The organism is Pseudonocardia tropica, assembly GCF_040105315.1.
GTDB classification, from domain to species: Bacteria; Actinomycetota; Actinomycetes; order Mycobacteriales; family Pseudonocardiaceae; genus Pseudonocardia; species Pseudonocardia alni.
In genome coordinates, this window is sequence record NZ_JBEDNP010000030.1 from 1 (window position 1) to 19225 (window position 19225).

21 protein-coding genes and 3 pseudogenes are annotated in these 19225 nt (G+C 70.5%); 12 read left to right on the top strand and 12 right to left on the bottom strand.

Features of this window, described 5'->3' with window-relative positions; genetic code table 11:
* The first annotated feature begins 374 nt into the window (after window positions 1-374).
* Window positions 375-1175, top strand: a complete 801-nt coding sequence (locus WHI96_RS26055) for an ABC transporter permease (RefSeq protein ID WP_345645628.1) — start codon at window positions 375-377, stop codon at window positions 1173-1175.
* Between the two features lie 19 nt (window positions 1176-1194).
* Here WHI96_RS26055 and WHI96_RS27990 read toward each other — a convergent pair.
* A pseudogene (locus WHI96_RS27990) lies at window positions 1195-2390 on the bottom strand (winged helix DNA-binding domain-containing protein).
* Between the two features lie 63 nt (window positions 2391-2453).
* Entirely contained in the window at window positions 2454-2993 is a 540-nt protein-coding gene (locus tag WHI96_RS26070) for a DUF1697 domain-containing protein (protein ID WP_345645637.1), read from the bottom strand.
* 64 nt (window positions 2994-3057) lie between these two features.
* Between WHI96_RS26070 and WHI96_RS26075 the strand changes: the two genes are divergently transcribed.
* The 5 genes from WHI96_RS26075 (at window position 3058) to WHI96_RS26095 (ending at window position 6936) form a co-directional block, all read left to right on the top strand.
* Window positions 3058-3747, top strand: coding sequence for an inositol monophosphatase family protein (locus WHI96_RS26075; protein WP_349302468.1), 690 nt, complete (start codon window positions 3058-3060; stop codon window positions 3745-3747).
* Window positions 3748-3925: 178 nt separating this feature from the next.
* Window positions 3926-4999 carry a glycoside hydrolase family protein gene (locus tag WHI96_RS26080; RefSeq protein ID WP_345645643.1) on the top strand — a complete coding sequence of 358 codons (1074 nt, stop codon included), beginning with the start codon at window positions 3926-3928 and terminating at the stop codon, window positions 4997-4999.
* 124 nt (window positions 5000-5123) lie between these two features.
* Window positions 5124-5447, top strand: coding sequence for an antitoxin VbhA family protein (locus tag WHI96_RS26085; protein ID WP_349302465.1), 324 nt, complete (start codon window positions 5124-5126; stop codon window positions 5445-5447).
* Window positions 5444-6061, top strand: a complete 618-nt coding sequence (locus tag WHI96_RS26090) for a Fic/DOC family protein (RefSeq protein WP_345645648.1) — start codon at window positions 5444-5446, stop codon at window positions 6059-6061. Before WHI96_RS26085 ends, WHI96_RS26090 begins: the two co-directional genes overlap by 4 nt.
* 461 nt (window positions 6062-6522) lie before the next feature.
* Window positions 6523-6936 carry a histone-like nucleoid-structuring protein Lsr2 gene (locus WHI96_RS26095; RefSeq protein ID WP_345645686.1) on the top strand — a complete coding sequence of 138 codons (414 nt, stop codon included), beginning with the start codon at window positions 6523-6525 and terminating at the stop codon, window positions 6934-6936.
* Window positions 6937-7086: 150 nt separating this feature from the next.
* On the opposite strand, the gene WHI96_RS26100 is transcribed toward WHI96_RS26095, so the two are convergent.
* From WHI96_RS26100 to WHI96_RS26110, 3 genes are all read right to left on the bottom strand, one after another.
* On the bottom strand, window positions 7087-7470 hold the full coding sequence (locus WHI96_RS26100) for a phosphotransferase (protein ID WP_345645650.1): 384 nt from the start codon (window positions 7468-7470) through the stop codon (window positions 7087-7089).
* A gap of 119 nt (window positions 7471-7589) precedes the next feature.
* A complete protein-coding gene (locus WHI96_RS26105) occupies window positions 7590-8621 on the bottom strand; it encodes a hypothetical protein (RefSeq protein WP_345645652.1) in 1032 nt (343 codons plus the stop codon).
* Window positions 8621-9292: a hypothetical protein gene (locus tag WHI96_RS26110; RefSeq protein WP_345645655.1), complete on the bottom strand. Its 672-nt coding sequence runs from the start codon at window positions 9290-9292 to the stop codon at window positions 8621-8623. Before WHI96_RS26110 ends, WHI96_RS26105 begins: the two co-directional genes overlap by 1 nt.
* A 254-nt stretch (window positions 9293-9546) precedes the next feature.
* Between WHI96_RS26110 and WHI96_RS27995 the strand changes: the two are divergent.
* The 3 genes and pseudogenes from WHI96_RS27995 to WHI96_RS26120 form a co-directional block, all read left to right on the top strand.
* Window positions 9547-9753 (top strand): annotated as a pseudogene (locus tag WHI96_RS27995) (putative RNA methyltransferase); the annotation flags it as partial.
* Between the two features lie 418 nt (window positions 9754-10171).
* Entirely contained in the window at window positions 10172-10423 is a 252-nt protein-coding gene (locus WHI96_RS26115) for a hypothetical protein (RefSeq protein ID WP_345645658.1), read from the top strand.
* 676 nt (window positions 10424-11099) lie between these two features.
* Window positions 11100-11831 carry an ANTAR domain-containing protein gene (locus WHI96_RS26120; RefSeq protein ID WP_349302466.1) on the top strand — a complete coding sequence of 244 codons (732 nt, stop codon included), beginning with the start codon at window positions 11100-11102 and terminating at the stop codon, window positions 11829-11831.
* Between the two features lie 168 nt (window positions 11832-11999).
* Here WHI96_RS26120 and WHI96_RS26125 read toward each other — a convergent pair whose 3' ends face one another.
* Window positions 12000-12260, bottom strand: a complete 261-nt coding sequence (locus WHI96_RS26125) for a hypothetical protein (RefSeq protein WP_345645664.1) — start codon at window positions 12258-12260, stop codon at window positions 12000-12002.
* 73 nt (window positions 12261-12333) lie between these two features.
* On the opposite strand from WHI96_RS26125, the gene WHI96_RS26130 reads away from it, so the two are divergent.
* The 3 genes from WHI96_RS26130 to WHI96_RS26140 all read left to right on the top strand — a co-directional run bounded on the left by WHI96_RS26130 (window position 12334) and on the right by WHI96_RS26140 (window position 14091).
* Window positions 12334-12633 (top strand): hypothetical protein, encoded by a 300-nt coding sequence (locus WHI96_RS26130; RefSeq protein WP_345645667.1) that lies wholly within the window; start codon window positions 12334-12336, stop codon window positions 12631-12633.
* Between the two features lie 601 nt (window positions 12634-13234).
* The gene (locus WHI96_RS26135; RefSeq protein WP_349302467.1) at window positions 13235-13450 is read left to right on the top strand and encodes a hypothetical protein; all 216 of its coding nucleotides are present in this window, start codon (window positions 13235-13237) and stop codon (window positions 13448-13450) included.
* A gap of 29 nt (window positions 13451-13479) precedes the next feature.
* Window positions 13480-14091 (top strand): flavodoxin family protein, encoded by a 612-nt coding sequence (locus WHI96_RS26140; protein ID WP_345645670.1) that lies wholly within the window; start codon window positions 13480-13482, stop codon window positions 14089-14091.
* 252 nt (window positions 14092-14343) lie between these two features.
* On the opposite strand, the gene WHI96_RS26145 is transcribed toward WHI96_RS26140, so the two are convergent.
* The 6 genes and pseudogenes from WHI96_RS26145 to WHI96_RS26170 form a co-directional block, all read right to left on the bottom strand.
* A complete protein-coding gene (locus WHI96_RS26145; protein ID WP_161152561.1) occupies window positions 14344-14721 on the bottom strand; it encodes a hypothetical protein in 378 nt (125 codons plus the stop codon).
* Window positions 14722-14750: 29 nt separating this feature from the next.
* Window positions 14751-15071: a hypothetical protein gene (locus WHI96_RS26150; RefSeq protein ID WP_161152560.1), complete on the bottom strand. Its 321-nt coding sequence runs from the start codon at window positions 15069-15071 to the stop codon at window positions 14751-14753.
* 333 nt (window positions 15072-15404) lie between these two features.
* Window positions 15405-16460, bottom strand: a complete 1056-nt coding sequence (locus WHI96_RS26155; protein ID WP_337826584.1) for an HPP family protein — start codon at window positions 16458-16460, stop codon at window positions 15405-15407.
* Between the two features lie 729 nt (window positions 16461-17189).
* Entirely contained in the window at window positions 17190-17792 is a 603-nt protein-coding gene (locus WHI96_RS26160) for a TIGR03086 family metal-binding protein (RefSeq protein WP_345645688.1), read from the bottom strand.
* A 129-nt stretch (window positions 17793-17921) separates the two neighbouring features.
* Complete coding sequence (gene istB, locus WHI96_RS26165) at window positions 17922-18737, bottom strand: IS21-like element helper ATPase IstB (protein WP_345645683.1); 816 nt, start codon at window positions 18735-18737, stop codon at window positions 17922-17924.
* Window positions 18737-19077, bottom strand: a pseudogene (locus tag WHI96_RS26170) (Mu transposase domain-containing protein); the annotation flags it as partial. The pseudogene WHI96_RS26170 and the gene istB, both read right to left, overlap by 1 nt.
* Window positions 19078-19225: the final 148 nt, after the last annotated feature.

Genomic DNA, 19225 nt, shown 5'->3' on the forward strand with positions numbered 1-19225 from the left:
GGCTGCACTCCGCTGCCGCGGACCTGCCCCCGGCCGAGCTGGAGGCCGCGCACTACCGTCAACACATCGGCCAGCCCGAGTCAGAGCACTCAACCCGATAGCTCTCCGGACACGCCGGGGCGGTTCACGGCGCGGGAGCTCCTGGACTCGCTGGCTTCGGGCCCGGTGCAGGTCGACCCCCAGCGGGCATTGCTCGCGGCGCCGGTCACAGACGGGGCTGACGCGCTCCTGGAAGGCGTGCGTCGGCTGCGCACGGAGCAGGTCCAGGTGCTCGACGCGGCGCTGCGCAGACCCAGCCTCGACGAGGTGTTCCTCGCGCTCACTGACCACCCAGAGCCGTCAGGCACGCCAGTCCCCGACTCGGAGGGCGGCCGATGAGCACCTTGTCTCGCGCGCTGTCCGACGGCACGGTGATCGCGCGCCGCAATCTCCTCATGATCCTGCGGGTGCCCGAGCTGTTGGTGAACTCCGCGGTGGCGCCGATCATGATGACTCTCCTGTTCGGATTCATCATCGGCGGTGCCATCGACACGCCCGGCGTCGGCTACCGCGAGTACCTGATGCCCGGGATCTTCGTCCAGGCGTTGCTCATGGGGGCGGTCACGACAGGCACAGCGATGGCGTCGGACATCCGCAGCGGTATCGTCGACCGGCTACGGTCAATGCCGATCTCCCGCTCAGCTGTGCTGGTCGGCCGCACGACGAGCGACCTGGCCAACAACAGCCTGGTGATCCTGGTGACGGCGGTTCTCGGCCTGCTCGTCGGCTGGCGGATCAACACCTCGAGCGGCGACGCCCTGCTCGGCTTCGCGCTACTACTGGCCTTCGCCTACGCGCTGTCTTGGGTGATGGCGACGATCGGCCTGGCTATGCCGGTGCCTGAGGTGGTGAGCAACGCCAGCTTCACAGTAGCGATCCCGCTCGGCTTCCTTTCCAACGCCTACGTGCCGCTGGAGAGCCTGCCCGGCCCGCTGCAGGTGGTGGCGACCTGGAACCCGATCTCAGCGTTGGTTCAGGCCACCCGCGAGCTGTTCGGCAACGCCGGCGCCGAGGTGCCGCCCACCGCGTGGCCGCTCCAAAACCCGGTGCTGGCCACCGTGCTGTGGACCGCACTGCTGCTCGTGATCTTCGTGCCGCTCGCCGTCCGCCAGTACTGGCGGGCGGTGAGCCGCTGAGGCGGCGCGGCCGCGCTCGTCAGGAGGCCACCAGCTCGCGGTCCAGCGGTGCGGGGAACCGGGGAGTAACCCGCACCGGCCCGATCCGCCGCGCGAGCGCGGCGACCGCGTCTGCCACCGCTGCCTCCCCCTCAGCCCCCACGTCCGCCAGCAGCCGATGCACGATCTCACCGTCGCGGCGCTGGGCCCAGCCGCCGACAATCCGCCCGTCCCACCACACCGTGGGCCCGATGTTGCCGGTGCGGTCCACGATCGCGGCTGCCAGATCCGGTCCGAGGTACCAGTCACGCTGGTGCCAGCCCATCGGGGTGGGGTCGAGGCCCGGGAGGAGCGCGGCCCACGGTTCGGGCGCCTCGACCGGGTCGACGTCGTCGGGCAGCACTAGGCCCGGCTCATCTGCGCCGATCCCGACCTCCACCGCCCCGACCGCGGCGATCGCGGCCTTCAACTCACGCACCCCCAGCCCGGTCCACCACTTCAGGTCCGACTGCGGCGCGGGTCCGAAGGCTGCGAGCCACCGACGCACCAGCTCGGCACGCGCGGCGCCGCCATCCAGCTCCGGCATCCCCCCGGCAGCCACGACTCCATCGGCGACCACCGGTAGGTGTTGGTCGTCCACCCGCCCCGTGGCCTGCCGCGCACAATGTGGCCGTCGACGGCAAGTTGGAAAAGCACCCGACTGGTGATGTTCTGCGTCGCCTCGTATGGCTTGCCTTCCGCCATCACCAGCGATGTGCGCAGCCGCGGTTCGGCCTCGGCGAGCTCGGCGGCCGTGGCCTCGCCCGCGGCACGCAGGGCGGCTACCACCGACGTCTCGACGTCGGCGAGCCAGTCGCCCGGAGCAGGCCCCACCCCCGCGCCGTCGAGGAGCTTCACCAATCTCCTGCGCTGGGCCGCCGCGATCGTGCGGGAACAGGACGCTTGGACGACGGGAGCGAGTTCACGGGACACGATGAACATAGACCTGCGCATGCCCAGCATGCGGATCAGCGATCGGTCTTCGTAAAGGGCCTTCTCAATCGTGGCGACCTCGCCCCCCGTCATCCGGGTGAGCGCGGAGAGATACACCGTGGCCGGATCAGTAGCGTGCAACGCTACGACGGCCTCTGTAGCCTCCAGCGGGCCGTCGACCTGAGTGTGTCCTGCGAGCCGGTGCCGGACTGCCAGCCGTGCTCGCCGTTCCGCCACGCCGATTTGCCGCATTCCCGTTCCCATCGATGAATGGCCGAGGAACGCAACCCTACGACACCCGGCCGGTCAGTCACCTCACCATAGAGGTCAGGCCCGCCCGGCGAGGAGATCTCGCAGCGCGAGCACGGACTTCCAGTTCCGGGTGGTCGCAGCGACGCCGAGCTCCTTCTCCAAGTAGGTGTTGCCGAGCTTGCTTCGACCGTACCCGTCGGGAGTGTGGACATAGACCTCACGACCGGCTAGAACCAGTTCCCCGGTCTCCCCGGCAGGTGTCTCGAGCGGGCCGGCGGGAACCTCAGGGGTCGAGGCCAGGAACGTGACGAGCAGCTTCGTGTGGTCGTCCTGACTGTTAGCGAAGGGACGGGTCGCGGCGACCTCGGCCAGCTCGCTGGCCGTGCGGAGCAGGATAGCGATCTGCTTGCCGAAACGCGCGGCGAGCGCCTGCTCGATCTCGGCCGCCAGTCCTGAACGCTCCTCCGGGCATGTGAACAGCACGTTCCCACTCTGGATGTAGGTACTGACGTCCTCGAACCCCAGGTCCTCGAACACCGTCCGGAGGTCGGCCATCGGCACCGAGCTTCGGCCGCCGACATTGATTCCACGGAGCAGGGCTACGTAGCTGGGCATGTGCTGAAGCATAGGTCGGGGGATGTCCTCCTGGGGCGAGGCGGACGGCGGGCCGGTACTGCAGATGAAGGACGGCGTCGAGCCGGTCACGGACTCCGACCTGCGCTCGGACCGGATCATCCGGGGCGTACTCGGCAGCTGCTTCCCAAGCGTCCCAGTGCTGAGCGAGGAGTCCGGTGACCTGCCCGTCGTCGGCGAGGGACCGTTGTGGATCGTCGACCCGATCGATGGGACGGCGAACTTCGCACGCGGGCACCGCTACGTCGCCGTCTCGATCGCCTTTGCCATCGACGGCGTCGTCCAGGCTGGCGTGGTACACGCTCCCCTGCTGGACGAGACGTTCACCGCGATCCTCGGGCGGGGAGCCGCTCTGGACGGAGCCCCGATCGGGGTGACCGACCGGGGCTCGCTCGCCGACGCGATCGTCAGCACCGGGTTCCCGCACGTCCGCCCCGACATCGACGCGCTCGTCGAACGCATCCGCCGACTGATCACGCACTGCCAGGACATCCGCCGGGCGTCCTCGCCCGCTCTCGACCTCGCCTGGCTTGCCGCCGGACGCCTGGATGCGCACACCGAGACCCTGCACCCATGGGACGTCGCGGCCGGCGGCCTGATCGCGACCGAGGCCGGCGCTGTGCGCACACTCCTGCCGGGACCTGCCCGGACGCTGCCGCCGGACCTGGACGGCGCCGAGGTGCTCTTTGCGGTGCCGGGCATCAGTGACCTGCTCGAGCACCTGCTGAGCGAGTAGCTGGACCAGCCGCGGAGGGGCATCGTGAGCGATCGGGACGTAAGGGCCGCAGGAACGTAGGCATCGTGTGAGCCGGTTGCTGCCGAACCGGACACCGCGGTAGTTTCTGGAACCGACCTACCTGATCCGCAGGGGAGTCAGCGCGCTGCCGCGCGTCTCCAGCCAGGAGGTCGCACTCATGAACGCCGACCAGCCCGATCTGTGGCGATCCCAGGGTAGCCCCGCGCCGATTGTGCTGTGGGACATGCTTGACGGTCCGATGCCGCGAGGGCTACTCGGTGTCGGTGACCCGAACGTCCACCTCGTCGACGGCCGGTGGACCCTGTTCGTCGGCGGCTTCACCACCACGTTCCGCAACCGCCTGTTCCGCGCGCACCTGGTCGACGAGGCGACCGGCCCCGGCGGTCCATGGCGGGTCGACTGCGACCCTCGGGGCCGGGCCCGACCGCTGGCCGCCGACCCGCCGAAGGGCAGTTGGGACGCTGCCGGCATGCACACCCCGAGCTACGTCCCGCCGGCTGCGAGCAACGGCGCTCGGATCTATTACTCGGGCCGGGCGAACGCCAAGCTTTACGGGCCCGGGAGCAGGTACGCGATCGGCGTGCTGGAGCACGTCGACGGCCAGTGGCGGCGGCGCGGAGCGCCGGTGCTGGAGGGCAGCGGCCCGCGATGGAGCGTGCTCGAACCGCGCGTCGTTCACTCCGGGGGTCGCTACCGGATGTGGTATCAGGCCAACCCGCACGAGATCGGTCCCGGCGAGCACCCCGACTACGAGCTGCAATGCGTCGAGAGCGAGGACGGCCTGACCGGTTGGACACCGCCGCGCGTGTTCGCCGGGCCGGACGAGGGCTTCTTCGACATCGCGATCGCGCCGCGCGGCGACAGGTGGGTGATGCTGCTTGCACGCGGGTCCGACCTGCACAACACGGGCGGCTTCCCGCCGCAGGGCCTCTGGTGGAGCACAGCGGCACACCCCAGCGCCGACCGCGCGGACTGGTCGCAACCGCGGCGGTTCCTCGACACCGACGCGCCGGGTACTCCAATCTGGATGGCCCGCGGAACCTACGGACCGGGGCTCGCCTTCGATCCTTCCAATCCCGCTCGCGTCACGGTGCTGCTGACGGGCGTCCGGGACGCCCCGCGATGGCCCCGCCTGATGCTCGGGCGGGTCTCCCGGCTGCGTCGCCCGCCGGTGCCCGCACCGTTCTACCTGTCGGTGGCGTCTCTGATGCTTGATCTGCCGACCTGCTGATCGATGCGCTTACACGGCCGGAGTCCAGATCGGCGTAGGGCTCAGTGCGCTGTGCTTTGCACTGGCCCTCAACGAGTCCGCGGCGCGTACTCGAGTGTGTACGCGTTCGGGTACGCTGGACGGTGTGTGGGTGCCTGAGGTGTTGTCGTTTCGTGAGTTCCGTACGGCGTTGGCGGCGACGTTGAAGCGGGTGCAGGAGCCCGATGCCGAGCCGGTGTTCGTCGGTGCTCATCGCAAGCCCGAGGCGGTGGTGATGTCGGTGGCCCGCTACGAACAGCTCATCGGGGTCGCGCAGCGACGCGCCGATGTCGACGAGGCCCTTGCCTCGGTCCGGGCCGAGGGCCTGGAGCCCAGCGCGGAGGGTCTGGCGCTGCTCGACGGCGTCGCTGCCGGCTCGTTGACCACCGGCGAGGCTCGTGAGCGTGTCCTGGCCCGCTACCGCCGTTGACCGGCCCGGACCCCTACCTCGACCTCGCCACCGGCGTTCTGCGGAACCGGCTGGGGATCACCGATCCAGGAGAGCTCGCCCAGGCCGAGGCCGAGCTCACCGCGCTACGCCTGATCGAGCTGCGCCAGGCGCCGCTGCCCGGACGCTACGACCTGGACCACCTGCAGGACTTCCACCACCACATCTTCAGCGACCTCTACGACTGGGCCGGGCAGCTGCGCACCGTGTCCATCGGCAAGGGACAGCTGTTCTGCCTCCCTCAACACCTCGAGACCTCCGCCGCCGACATCTTCGACCGCCTCCACTCCGAGCAGGTCCTGCGCGGGCGTGACCTCGACGGCTTCATCGACGGCCTGACCGAGCTACTGGGCGACATCAACGCCCTGCACCCGTTCCGGGAGGGCAACGGGCGCACCCAGCGGGCGTTCCTGGCCCAGCTCGCCCACGACGCCGGCTACGAGCTGCGCTGGACCGCGATGGACCCCGCCGAGAACAACCGCGCGTCCGCACTCTCGCTGGCCGGTGACACCACCGCCCTGCACACCATGCTCGTCCGCCTCATCAGGCCACTCCGTCAGCTACCCCGGTCGCGGCCAGCCTCCAGCGACAGCTGAGCAGCGCCTCCGCCTGGACGTCGGCCCGATTCTCGAGGGGCGTGCCGCTTGTGCCGGGTCGGCAACGCGTTCCTGTCGGTTTGTCCGCCGAGCCTGGCTTGGCGGGCCTAAAGAATTGTCGGCCCCCTGTCGCACACTGAGCCCTATCCCCGGTGCTGTGCGAGAGGACCGTGATGTCAGACCCCGTCATCGTGGCAGGAACCGCCCTGTCCCGTGAGCTTCAATCAGCGTTCCGCAACGCATGCGACGCCCGCCGGAGCGAGTGGGTCGAGCGGGAGAACGAGGCACTGACCGCCCTGCGGATCCTGGCCACCTACCTCGCCTATCACCCGGGAAGCGCCACCGCCCGGGCCATCACGACAACACTGGCCCGCAGGATCGCTAATCCGGGGGAAGGCATGTCTCCCGCAGAGCATCCACTACCCTCGGCGCCGAGCATCAATACAGTAAAGGGTGACACAGTGGCGCGAATTGAAACGGTACAGCTGGTCGATGACCTCGACGGCGCGGCAGCTGATGAGACCGTCGCCTTCACCCTCGACGGAAAGCAGTTCGAGATCGACCTCAATGCGGCCAACGCCGCGACGCTCCGGGACAAGCTCGCCCCGTTCGTGTCCGCCGCGCGAACCGCAGGAGGTGGCCGGCGCGTACGCCGTCGCGAGGCTGCCGCGGGGGCGGGCTCGAGCGAGGCTCGGCGCCACAACCAGGCGGTGCGTGTGTGGGCGCGTGAGAACGGATACTCCGTCTCCGAGCGGGGCCGCATTCCTGCCGAGGTCGTCGAGGCCTACCGCGACCACAACTCGAGCACCTCGCCGTCCGCGCCAGAGAAGGCCGCGCCGACGACGCGGCCACAGCCCGCCCAGTTCAGCGGATAGTCCCGCGCGCCGGCCTACATCGACGGCGCGTCATCAAGCGGGTCCTAGGTGGCTGAGCTCCGGTCCGGCGGGCGTTCGCCGCCGGCCAGACCGGGGTGGGCACCTCGAGAGCGCTCATACGCCAATTGACGGCCGGGGCCCGCTAACAGCTCAAGACACGGTCTGGAGGCCGGTCCAGAAGCGGCGGCTCGTCGAGGTCCTCACCGGCGCACTTCCGGTACCCGCGGGCAGGTTCACAGGCTCTACGCCCGTGGGCAGGGGCCGACAGCAGGGTGCACCGGTGCGTACCGGGACGGGGATCGGCAACGGCAGGTGCGGAGCGAGTCGGGGTAACCATCGTCGTTCCTTGAGCTGGGGCTCCGGGGTGGCGTCCATGCGTTGGATCCGCACGGCGAGTTCGTCGCTGAGGCGCCACATCTGGTTGCCCCAGCCGTCCTCCACCTCACAAAGCGGCAGGGCTGCCAGATCCGGGGGCTGATCCTGCAGCAGCTCACGGACCAGAGCGGCGGTGATCTGCGGCTCGGTCTGGGACACGCTTCAGACCGTAGCGGGGGGGCGCCGACACCGGACCTGGGCCATTCACTGTGCTCACCAGCTCCATGTCCGGGGGACAGACCCCCATGTCGGCGGGCGCCGTCGGGCTGAGGAGCCGGTCAGATGTAGACGAGGTCAGTGTCCGGATCTCGGCGTACGATCTCGTCGAGCAGGCCGGCGTTGAGGTCCTCGTCGAGGATCACGGTGAGGTCGTGGAGTCCGCCGCCGGGGCTTCCCAGCTCGTCGAGGGGATGGTCCACGCGTCGGAACAGTCGGCCGGGATGGTCGGGGGAGTGGAAGTCGAGCACGATGCGTGGATCGTGGGCGCTGGGTCCGTCGGGGAGCGTGACCCGGGCGTCGGTGTAGCCGCGTTCGAGGAGCCGGTGGGCGTCGCGTTCGGCGGCGGCGCGGCTGGCTGATAGGGCGTCGGCTCGCTTCGCCGCGGCGGAGTGTTCGTAGGCACTCGGTGTGCTCGCTGGAGCGGTGGGCATACGGCGGTGGTCGAGTCGCCAGCGGGCGGTTGCGGGTAGTGGTACGGCGGGCAGAACGCGTGAGGGCCAGCGACGGATGTCGAACAGCCGCAGAGAGACCCGCGGGCGCAGGTCGAAGGGCCGCTTGTGAGTGTGCTGCACAGCGGCCACGGCGACGTCGTCGGGCAGTGCGGCCCACGCGACGATCGATCCGTCAGCTCCGTGCTCCGGGGCGGGCACGGCGGGGTGTGTCGCCCACCAGCACCACCGGGTCTGCCGCAGGTCGGTGCCCAGCAGCCAGCCGGGCCCCGGCGTCAGGGGCGTGCGGGCCCGCCACAGGGGGACGTACTGCTCGGTGGGCCATGAGAGTCCGGCGAGGGCGACCGGTTCGACGCCGAGCGATCCGTCGCGGCCGACGGTCAGGCGTACGGCCGTGGCGGTGCCGACGTCGTGCACGGCGACCGAGGTCGCGTCGAGGTGCAGCAGACGGCGCCGCGGGTGGTGCCACGCGTTCGGCGGGGACAGCAGATGAGCCCACGAGGCCGTCGCGCAGACTGCTCCGTCGGTGTCGACCGCGGCGGCGAACGGGTGGCACCGGTCGACGACGATCGCGTACCCACCGATTGCACGCGCAGCGCCGACCGCGAGTTCCGAGCGCCCTGCAGCAGGTCCCGTCTTCATCACCCGAGACCGTGGTGGTCGATCAGCGCCTGTTGGTCGGGATGGACCGTGTCGGCCCAGGGCAGTGGCAGACGGGCGTCCCCGGCCAGGTCCGCTTGTTCGTGGAGATCGGAGACGGACAGCCGCTGCGAAGGGTCGAAGCCATAGGTCTGCGGTGTCCTGACCGTTCGCAACGCGATGATGTCCGGCTCGACGTCGACGGCGACGAGCTTGACCCCGGCCACCCCGACGTCGCAGATGAACCCGGCCCAGCCCCAGGCGTAGCGGCGGTGGGACAGGACCTTTTCCCGTCCGTCGACCTCGCACGGGACGGTGGGCCATTCCCGCCACCCCTGGGAGGACTCGTACACGTGGTCGATCTGGGCTTTGTTGAAGCCCTCGGGGAACTCGACGGCGGTTCGGTCTGGGCGCATGCGCTCGGACAACGTGAAGAGGCTGCCGAAGGCGAGCTCCTCGCCCAGTTCGAGTCCGCCGGGTCGGTAGGTGTTCGTGCCTACGGAGATGTGGGCACGGCCGTTCTCGACCCGGTGCCCGAGCCAGAGGGTGGTCATCGGGTAGCCGAGCGCGCCTTCGTAGAACTCGACCCAGGTCGGGCCCTTCCACGGGAAGACTCCGAAGAACGGGAAGTCGATCGGAGGGTGGCCGCGATCGTGGGGTGGAGCAGGTCCCATCGTCTGAGTCTGACAGCTGAGACGACAGGAACGCGATCGCCGGGCGGGCCGTGCGCGGTCTCGCTGCCTGGTAGTAGGTTCAGTCTCATGTGGCTTCCGCTCGCGCAGCGTCCCCGCACCGCCTGACGGCGGTGCACCCCGCCGCCCGACCCCGTCTCTGAGGGGTTCGGCGGCCTCTGACCCGTGCCGACCTGGGCTCGTCGTCCAGACGTGACACCGCTGCGTCCTCACTCGTTCTTAGGGACAACGCGATCGTGGACACCCCACCCCTGGCCGGCCGCTGCGCCGACCCCACCCAGCACCACCGTTCTGCAGACGACGCCCGCCGCGCACTCGACGCGGTCGCGACGTGGCTGACCTGCCCGCACTGCGCCAGCCCGTTGAACCGCGCCGGCCGCACCATGCGGTGCCCGTCCGGGCACGCGTTCGACATCGCCCGGCCCGGGCATCTGTCACTGCTGCCCGGGCGCCGGCGCCACCACGGCGACACCCCCGCGATGGTCACCGCCCGCGAAGCCTTCCTGGCCGGAGACCATTATCGGCCGCTGCGCTCGACCATCACCGCTCTCACCGTCGAGCACGCCCCCGCGGGCATCAGGCTGGTGGTCGACCTCGCCGGCGGCACCGGCCACTACCTCGCACCGGTGCTCGACGCCCTGCCCGCCGCACACGGCATGACGGTGGACCTGTCCACCGCGGCGCTACGCCGCGCCGCCCGCTCCCACCCACGCGCGGCCGCGATCGCTGCCGACGTCTGGGCGCCCCTACCGCTTGCCACCGGCTCGGCCGGGGTCGCGCTCAGCGTGTTCGGGCCCCGCAACCCCCAGGAGGTCGAACCTAGATCCGAGCCACGACGAGTTCTATGCGTGGGGGTGGGCGTTGACCGAGCTGTTCGACCGCACCGACGAAGCGTTGCAGGTGCTGCAGCGCCAGGTCGAGCACTACGGCGACCACCGGCTTCTCGCCGACGACGAGGGCGCGGACCCCGCCACGCGGATCGCGGAGATCACGGCCCGACTCTCCGCGACCCGGGCCGCGCTGGCGCCGGCCCGGCAACGGGTACGCGAGTACCGCAGCGCGGCAGCGCACCTCTCGGTCGCGATCGACCCGGACCCCCAAGCCCAGCCGTGACGGTCGCGCCGCGCGGACAGCCCAGACGCTGCGTGCGTGAGCCGCGCCGTGGCTCAGGAGCCCGTCGGTATCACGCGCTGACCCCACGAGCCCTGACGGTGCACTCGTGGCGGACGTCGTCTTCGAGGGCGGCGGGCTGGACACCGCGTAACACCCCACCGGCGGCGAGATCTGGTGGAACCTCTACGAAGCCACCGGTGCATCGCAGCCACCGACTCTGACATGCCCGACTGGCAGCTCGTGCCGTCACCGAGGAGCCGCCCACCGCGGCCGCGTGGCCGCCATCGGGGGCGGCGGCCGGCGGCCGCGGTGACGCACCGGCCGGGGCATCTGAGGGGTCGGCCGGACAGGGCGCCCGGGCCGGCTGGCGCACCGCCGAAGGTGGCTCGCACCGCAACCCGGACGGTGCGCAGGGTAGCCGACTCATCGCGACACGCTTCACAGGTGGCGGGCGACCGTCGCGCAAGGCGGTCCTGATACCAGCTGAGCTGTCTGTCGAGTCGGCTCGGACCGATCGGCGGATGGCCGCCGATCTGGGTACGGTTGTGAGATCAACAGTCGGCTATCACGTCCGTAATCGAGGCGCCGTGGCCTGCCGCCGGGGTGGGCGGGAGTGAGCCCCTGCGGGGCTGAGGAGCAGGGAGCCCGCCAGATGGATCCGGTCGAGGGGGAGCAGTTGACCGCGGCGCTGGCCCGGGCCGCCCGGTCGGTTCTGCGTGGCCGGTTGCGCTCGCCTGAGGATGTCCTGGCCGAGGTGGTGGCGGCGGCGGCGCGGGCGGTTCCCGGTGCGGACGGGGCCGGGATCACCCAGGTCGGGCGGGACGGGCGGGTGTCGGCGCGGGTGCCCAGCTCGTCGTGGGTGGCCGAGCTCGACCGGCGTCAGGCCGATCTCGGCGAGGGCCCGTGTGTGCTGGCATCGCGGATCGCTCTGGGGGTCGACGAGATGTCGACGGTGGTGCAGGTCGCCGGGCACGATCAGGTGATCGAGGTCGCGGATATGGCGGTGACCGGGCGGATGCGGTGGCCGCGGTGGGCCGGCGAGGCCGTGGCGGCCGGGGTGGGCAGCCTGTTGTCGTTCGCGATGGCTCCGCCCGAGGAGCCCGGCTCGGCATTGAACTTCTACGCCCGTGAGACCGACGCGTTCACCGAGGTTAGTGTGCTGGCGGGAGAGGCGTTCGCCACGCAGACCGCGATCGCGCTGTTCGGCGCCCGGCGCGCGGCGCAGATGCACCGGGCGATGCAGAGCCGGGACGTGATCGACCGGGCCAAGGGCGTCCTGATCGAACGGTTCGATGTCGACGACGATCAGGCATTCGCGATCCTGGTCGAAGCCTCCCAGAACACCGACGCCAAGCTCGTCGACGTCGCCCGCGAGGTGAGCACCCAGGCCCAGCGACGCCACCACTGACGCCGCCACCACTGACGCCGCCGGCATCCCGGCGAGCGACACTCTCGGCGGCCCTCGCCGGTGCGAACCTGACGCGCCTCGAACTCGGTGCCCGACCGGTGGCGCGACAGCAGACAGCGGCCCCTTCACGGCACCCGGGACGAGCCGGGCGAGCAGTAGGGGGCTCGGTCAGACGGGGCTGAACAGGTCCGGCCCGATCAGGCCGCCGCCCGATCCTCCGTCACCGCCGCCGGGTCCAGAGGCCGGTCGCCGCCGCATAAGCATGGCTACCGCCAGCGCCAGGAGCCAGAGCACCTGCACGGCGGGACCGGCCAGGATGACCGGCAGACCGCGACCGACGACCGGGACGGACCGCCCGCCGATGACGGTCACAATGATCAGTCCGGAGTCGGTCTGAGCGCGGTCCAGGGGCACGTCGGGGCCGATCACGCTGCACCAGTATGGCGCAGACGACAGTGTCATGTGCGTCAGGCCGACGAATCGGGTACGTGGAATTATGCGGATGACGGGCGCCGGAGCCATCGATCGGCTCGTCGACCTAGTCGCACAGCCCGATCTGCAGCTCGTCGCGCTCACCACCGGGCTGGCCGCGCTCGCCGGGCCGCTGTCCGGGCAGGTGGTCTGGGTCATCGCTGTGCTGCTCGTGCTGGCCTCGGTGCTGCCCGGCCACAGCGCCGGGCCGGTCGACGGTCACGGCAGCTCCGGTGGCGGCGGCGCCGGCGACGGGGGCGGTGGTGGCGGCGGCGGGATACGGCCCTTCGGCCCACGTTCACCCTCGCCGACCGGGGCGCGCCGCCGTTGAGCGCGCCGTGCTCGGCTCGTCCGACCGCGTCGATCCGTTCCCGGGGGTAAACGCCGGGGCCGGGCCTGCGACCATGCGGCAGCCTGCGCCACCCGGCGAACGCTCCCAGCAGCGAGCATGAGTCCTCTCGTCCGCGGCAGGTCGCCGCTCACGCGGTTTCACCCGCTCCGCGGGCGGGGCTCGGTGTTGCGGGCGCCACGCCGGCGCGCTGTCTCGTGGATCGGGGGTTCGGGCGCGGCGCCGGAGCAATCGCCCTCGCTGCAGGCTGTGTACTTCGGCCCGATGGGGGTAGCTCTACCGGTCCGCGTCAGCGTGTCAGCTCCACGCGAGACCACGGAGATCAGGAGGTCGACAGACGCGGATCCGGTGCCGCCGCTTGACCCCTGTTGAGGCGGCGACACCACAGGTGACCGACCGGGAACGCGTCGCGCCCGCCATCGCGGCCCCGGTCGGTCACCCGGTATCGGCCTGCCTCGCGGAGTACGTGCTGCGCCAGGCGACGCGATCTGGCCGTGCTAGCCGTCGTCACCTCGCGCCCCGCGCGTTCCTCTATGAGCGGTCACGGTGCGCGAGCGCCGTGGCCGCGCCTGGTCTAGGCGGTATGAGCTTAAGACCCCCAGCGTGGGGCCTGTTACTACACGCGAAGGCGATCCGCTCGGTGGTCCCGGTGGCCCGGGGGTCGGTGCGGCGCTGGCGCGGGTCATGGAAGGTGCAGCGCAGAGCTGCTGTCGCATCGCGGTGGTGGGTGAAGGGCAGCCTGGAGCTGATCGTGGCCGGGGCGGTCGCCTCGATCCCGTTCCCGCCCGCCGACGCGTGAAGCACGGTCCTTCGGGTACGCAGCTGGTCATGGACCACGAGATTCGTGCCCTCGCACTAGTGTGCAGCCTCAAGCCCGGCCCGCAGGCCTCAAGCAGCGAGGTGATGGCCCGACAGGTGCTCGACGCCATGGCCGATCACGGTGTCGCCGGCGACACGCTGCGGGTCGCCGACTACGACGTGAAGCCCGGCACCGCGGCCGACATGGGCGAGGGTGACCAGTGGCCGCAGATCCGCAGCCGGATCTATGACGCGGACATCCTGGTGTTCGCGACCCCGACCTGGGTCGGGCACCCGTCGAGCGTGGCACAGCGGGTCCTGGAGCGGCTCGACGCGGAGCTGTCCGAAACCGACGACCAGGGGCGACCCGAACTGTTCGGCAAGGTCGCGGTCGTCGCTGTGGTCGGCAACGAGGACGGCGCACACAAGATCGTCGCCGACTCGTTCCAGGCACTCAACGACATGGGGTTCACCATCCCCGCAGGCGGAGCGACCTACTGGAACTCCGAAGCGATGAACCCGGTCGACTACAAGGATCTCGACCAGACCCCGGAACCGGTCGCGGCGACGACCGCGACGCTGGGCCGCAACGCCGCCCACCTGGCCCGGGTGCTCGGCGCCCAGCAGTACCCGGCCTCCTGAGACCGAGCCCCCTTCAGGGATGTCCAGTTTGCGCTGCGCGGTAGTTGCCGGGCCGGGGCGTCAGCGGCAGGGCACGACGATGCGCTACTACCGCGCGGTGAACAGCCTGCAGCACAGCGCCGTGCACGGCCTACCGGCGGGCCCGCCGCGACTGGATGGGCGCTGTGCAGTAGCGGCCAGTTGATCTGAGGGTCGGCCTGGCGGTCGGCGTGATGCACAGGGCCAGGGTCAGTGACGCTGGCCGTTCCCGTCTCAGAGCAGGTCTACCTCGAGCGACGGGTCGACGCGACGCAGTCGCTCTGGGTCCGTGGACAGCGCCGGCCATCCCCGCTCCCGGCACAAGGCGGCTACGGACGCTGCCAGCGGGTCGTACACCGAGGCTGCGGAGGTCTCGTCGAGCAGACGGGCTGCCTCGGCGGGGGAGTCGGTCAGGACGACATAGGGCGCGGCGAGCAGCAGGTCAACCTCGGCGACGAGGCCCGGCCGCAGACAGAGGGCCTCGTCACGAGCGAAACGCGGAACGACGAACGTGAGCCCCAGTTCCCAGGCCAGGGCGTACCAGGTAGCCATGCCCAGATGCCCGTTGGCGTAGGCGTCGAGCGCGCTCGCGTCGAGGACCTTCCCGCTCACAGTGTTCGCGGTAAGCGCAGGTTGAGTGCTCAGGACACGTCCGCCACGGGGTAATGCGCTCGGATGTGATCCTCGCCCGGCCACTCACGGCCGGCGGTGGCGTAGATGCGCCGGTAATGCTCCAAGGTCGGAGCGCCGAACCGGGTGGCGTGGTCGCGCACGACCTGGTCGTGGCGAGAGTCGCGCCGCTCAGGACGCAGCTCTCCCGGCCCGGCCGCGGCGATCGGAACGATGTCGGCGACGGCGTGGCCCTGACGGACGACGCGAACTCGTGAACCTTTCGACGCACGCTCGATCGCGGCCGCGACCCCATCCGGATCGTCGGGCGACACTTCGAACGCCTCGCTCACAGGAGACATCGTAGCGCTACCACCACAAGCTGAGGGCATCCTGCGCAGCCGCGGCACCGAGAAGGACACCTGCGCGGTCGTCCTGCAGGGCTGCAGCCCCTCGACCGTCGCACTCCGTGACGGCTATCTGATCGAGACGCGGCGGTACCACAACGGCTCGGCGTCTCGCGCCGCATCTGGGACTGTGGCGCTCGGGGATGCGCAGTGATGACACGTGAAGACGGGCTGGATGCCGGGTCGCGACCGCCCCACATCAGGCGGAAACCTGCTTCGCACTTACCGAACGAGTGGCGAGCCGCCGATGTGCGCGGACGCCGCGCATCTCGAGGCTTGTCACGCCGAATCGGCCAGGATGCGGCACAGCGCGATGAGCAGGTCGGTCTGGGTGACCATGCCGCGCAGGCGGTTCCGCTCGTCGACGATGACGACGGCGTGCGTGCGTCCGTCGGTCAGGATGCGGCTCAGCGCTGCGAGGGGCGTGTCCGCCGAGGCCGTCGACGGTAGTGAGGCCATCGAGCCGACGGTGCCCGCGGGGTGCGCGAGCTCGCGGAGCCCGAGAGTGCCGACGACGGCGCCGTCGTCGTCGAGCACCGGCACCGTCCGGACGTCGTGCTCGAGCAACAGGTCCCGCGCCGTCGTCGGATCGTCGCCCGACCGGACCGAGACGGTGTCGCGCGACATCACGTCCGCGGCGACGAGGTCGCCGTGCTGCCGGACGAGCGCCTGGGTCTCGACCTCGCGCAGCAGCAGACCGATGTCGTCGCGGTCGATGTCGAACGTCTCGCCGATCTCGGCCAGCGCCCGGTCCACGTCGTCGGCCCGGAAGCAGCTGCGGCGATCGGCCCGGTCGGACGGCGCCGTCCGGTGTGGGTAGGGGTGCCGCGACAGGCGGTGGAACAGCCACCCCATCGCGACCAGGACGACCGAGTTCACCCCGACCGGGAACAGGGCGAACAGCGGGCCCGCTCCGGTGATCACGCTGCCGCCGATGACGGCCGTCAGGGCTGCGGCCCCTCCGGGTGGGTGCAGGCAGCGCAACAGCGACATCGTCGCGATCGCCACGGCGACGGCCAGCCCCGCCTGGGCGAGGACGTCGGGTACGACCAGCCGCGCCCCGACCCCGATGAGTGTCGAGACGACGTTGCCCGCGATGACCGGCCAGGGCTGCGCGAGCGGGCTCGACGGCACCGCGAACACCAGGACCGCCGACGCCCCGACCGGTGCGACGATGAACGGCAACGCCGCGCCCGGCCCGACGACGAGCGCCCCGATGGCACCGGCGACCGAGATGGCCGCGAGCGCCCCGGCACAGGCGAACAGCCGGTCGGACAACCGGGCACCGGCGAGGATCGGGCGGAACTGCGGGAGTCGGCGCGAGAGAGCCGCCACGCGCGTCCTCCAGGAACTCTCGACCCGTCGATTCCGGCAGCTCGTGGCGCCGGTCGGGACGTTACGGGCAGATGTCGTTCCAAGTCATCCCGTACCTCGTCCAAGGGCTGGGCAGGAGTGGCCTCTCCAGGCAGGCAGGGCATGACCGTCTGACCAGGCAGGATCGTGAGCGGCGATGCAGGCTGACGATCTCCGACGGGAGTCGGCTCCACGTTGCCGCCTACCCGTCAGGCCGCGTTCCGATCGCCCAACCAGTGTCCACTCGAGCCGGCAGCTGAACGGTTCAGATGCGGGCGGTCATCATGCCGCCCACGACTGCTTCGCCAATGACCCGGCACCATTGAGTGCCTCGCCTCAGACCGTGATGTGTGGAACGCCGGCCCCCTGATGGGGATTCGTATCTACTCCACCGCGTGTAGCGTCCGCGGAGCGCCGGGCCCGGTGTTAGCGGGCCCGGACACACAACGCCCGAGCCGGGTTCCTCCCGGCTCGGGCGTTCTCGATAAGCGGGTCTCACAACGTCTCTAGACGGTCTTGCCGTTCGGTCACCTGGAGCCCGTGTCGTGGTTCGGCGGCGCGGCGCTCAACGGACTTCCGCCACCGGATGCTCGCCCGCCTCACGGGCACGCAAGCTTCGTTGCCGTAGCGTCTGGGCAGGAGAGCGATGATCGACCGAAGTGGCGTGCTCGGTCGGCTCGGCTCGTGGTGTCCTCGGGTGCCCGCCCGGTGTCACCAGGCTCGTCGTCCGGCGTAGGCGAGCAGTTGAATGCGCGCATCCGCGCCCGCTGGCGGGGCGAGCGGGGTGCCGTGCAGGCCCGGGCCGCGGATGGCATCGCCGAGGAACTCCAGCTGGGTCTTAACGCGGGCGGCCTCGGCCAGGTCCATGCGCTCGTCCTGTCCAGTCGCGCGCGACAGATCCCAGGTGTGGATGGCCAGGTCACCGCAGACGATCAGGTCCACAGCGGCCGCCGCGGACATCGACCCGGCGACAGCCACGTCGATCTCGATCGCGGCCCGGCCTGGATACTCGAGCAGCGCGACGAGCTTGCTGCTCGCCGCGGTCCAGGCTCCGACCGGATCGACGGAACACGACGGGATGTCCTCGACGTTCGTGCCGGTGGCCCGCAGCGGCCAGCGCTGCACCTCGACTACGTGGTCGATGACATCTCGCGCGGTCCATCCTTCGCACGGCGACGGCTGTACCCACCCTGTGTCGTCGATGCTGACCACGCGAGCAGTCATCCGCTCAGCCAGCGCCCGGTACCGGGCAGCAACAGCTTCCACCTCGTAGCTCGATCCGCTATCGGGCATGCCAGCTCTCTGCTCGTTCATCACAGGGGATGGACCTCCGACGGCACGTTACTCATCGCCAGCCCGAGGCTCCTGCTTCTCCGTGTCAACGGCGGCTGAATCTGGACCCCTCGGCGACGGCCGAAAACGGACCCCCTCGGTTGATGGTTGTTAGTCGTTGGTCTTGGTGGCTGCGGGGACGCGGCCGAGGTCTCTGTCTTTGAGGCGGTAGCTGTCGCCTTTGAGGGAGATGACCTCGGCGTGGTGGACGAGGCGGTCGATCATCGCTGCGGCGACGACGTCGTCACCGAACACCTCGCCCCAGCGGCCGAAGGGCTTGTTGGAGGTGACGATCAGGCTGGCGCGTTCGTAGCGGGACGAGACGAGTTGGAAGAACAGGTTCGCCGCTTCGGCCTCGAACGGGATGTAGCCGACCTCGTCGATGATCAGCAGCGGGACCCGGCCCAGCTTGACGAGTTCTTGTTGGAGTCGTCCGGCGTGGTGGGCCTCGGCGAGGCGGGCGACCCATTGCGCGGCGGTGGCGAACGCGGTGCGGTGCCCGGCTTGGCAGGCCCTGATCCCGAGCCCGACCGACAGGTGGGTCTTCCCGGTTCCGGGTGGGCCGAGGAACACCACGTTCTCCTTGCCGGTGATGAAGTCCAGGGTGCCGAGGTGGGCGATCACGTCGCGTTTGAGGGAGCGTTGGTGGTCGAAGTCGAACTCCTCCAACGACTTGCGCGCCGGGAACCGGGCCGCCCGGATCCGGCCCTCGCCGCCGTGGGCCTCGCGGGCTGCGACCTCACGCTGCAGACAGGCGGCCAGGAACTCCTCATGGGTCCAGCCCTCGGTGCGGGCTCGCTCGGCCAACCTCTCGACCGCCCCCAATGACGGCGCCTTGAGCGCCCGGGTCAGGAACGCGATCTCCGAGGCGACATTGCGTCCCGTCGAGTTCGTGGGGGTCGAGCCGGTGCTGGTCTTGGTGGGCATCAGGACACCTCGCTCAGCCCGAGGATGCGGTCGTAGTCGGACAGGGTGCGCTGCTCGACCTCGACCCCGGCCGGGGAGGTTCGCTCAAGCGCGGCGGTGCGGGCGGCGCGCATCGCCGCGGCGGCGGCCGCGTGAGCGGGGTCGGTCAGGGTCTGATGCCGCGCCCAGCAACGGCGGTGGCGGGCGACGCGGCGCCCGTCGCAGGACACCAGCACCTGGTCCAGATCGGCGGTGACGGTGACCCTGCGTCCGACCGCCGACGGGTGAGCACGGAGTAGTCGTTGGCGTCGAGACGGACGTAGTGATCGCGGGGCAGCCGCAGCGAGTGCACCCACCCGACCAGCGCCGACCCCGCGGCCCAGGGGGTTACGTCCGCGGAGGTGGTGTACGGGTTCGTCGCTGGTGAGCGGCGTGGCGTCGTGACGTGAGACGGCCACCGCGTGATCTTTCTCGAGTACCGACCAAGGAACTCCAGGAAGGACCACCAC

Coding starts and splice junctions, on each gene's coding strand:
- WHI96_RS26055 (WP_345645628.1), top strand. CDS start 375: ATGAGCACCTTGTCTCGCGCGCTGTCCGACGGCACGGTGATCGCGCGC.
- WHI96_RS26070 (WP_345645637.1), bottom strand. CDS start 2,993: ATGCCCAGCTACGTAGCCCTGCTCCGTGGAATCAATGTCGGCGGCCGA.
- WHI96_RS26075 (WP_349302468.1), top strand. CDS start 3,058: ATGAAGGACGGCGTCGAGCCGGTCACGGACTCCGACCTGCGCTCGGAC.
- WHI96_RS26080 (WP_345645643.1), top strand. CDS start 3,926: ATGAACGCCGACCAGCCCGATCTGTGGCGATCCCAGGGTAGCCCCGCG.
- WHI96_RS26105 (WP_345645652.1), bottom strand. CDS start 8,621: ATGAAGACGGGACCTGCTGCAGGGCGCTCGGAACTCGCGGTCGGCGCT.
- WHI96_RS26110 (WP_345645655.1), bottom strand. CDS start 9,292: ATGGGACCTGCTCCACCCCACGATCGCGGCCACCCTCCGATCGACTTC.
- WHI96_RS26130 (WP_345645667.1), top strand. CDS start 12,334: ATGACGGGCGCCGGAGCCATCGATCGGCTCGTCGACCTAGTCGCACAG.
- WHI96_RS26135 (WP_349302467.1), top strand. CDS start 13,235: ATGAGCTTAAGACCCCCAGCGTGGGGCCTGTTACTACACGCGAAGGCG.
- WHI96_RS26140 (WP_345645670.1), top strand. CDS start 13,480: ATGGACCACGAGATTCGTGCCCTCGCACTAGTGTGCAGCCTCAAGCCC.
- WHI96_RS26160 (WP_345645688.1), bottom strand. CDS start 17,792: ATGAACGAGCAGAGAGCTGGCATGCCCGATAGCGGATCGAGCTACGAG.
- istB (WP_345645683.1), bottom strand. CDS start 18,737: ATGCCCACCAAGACCAGCACCGGCTCGACCCCCACGAACTCGACGGGA.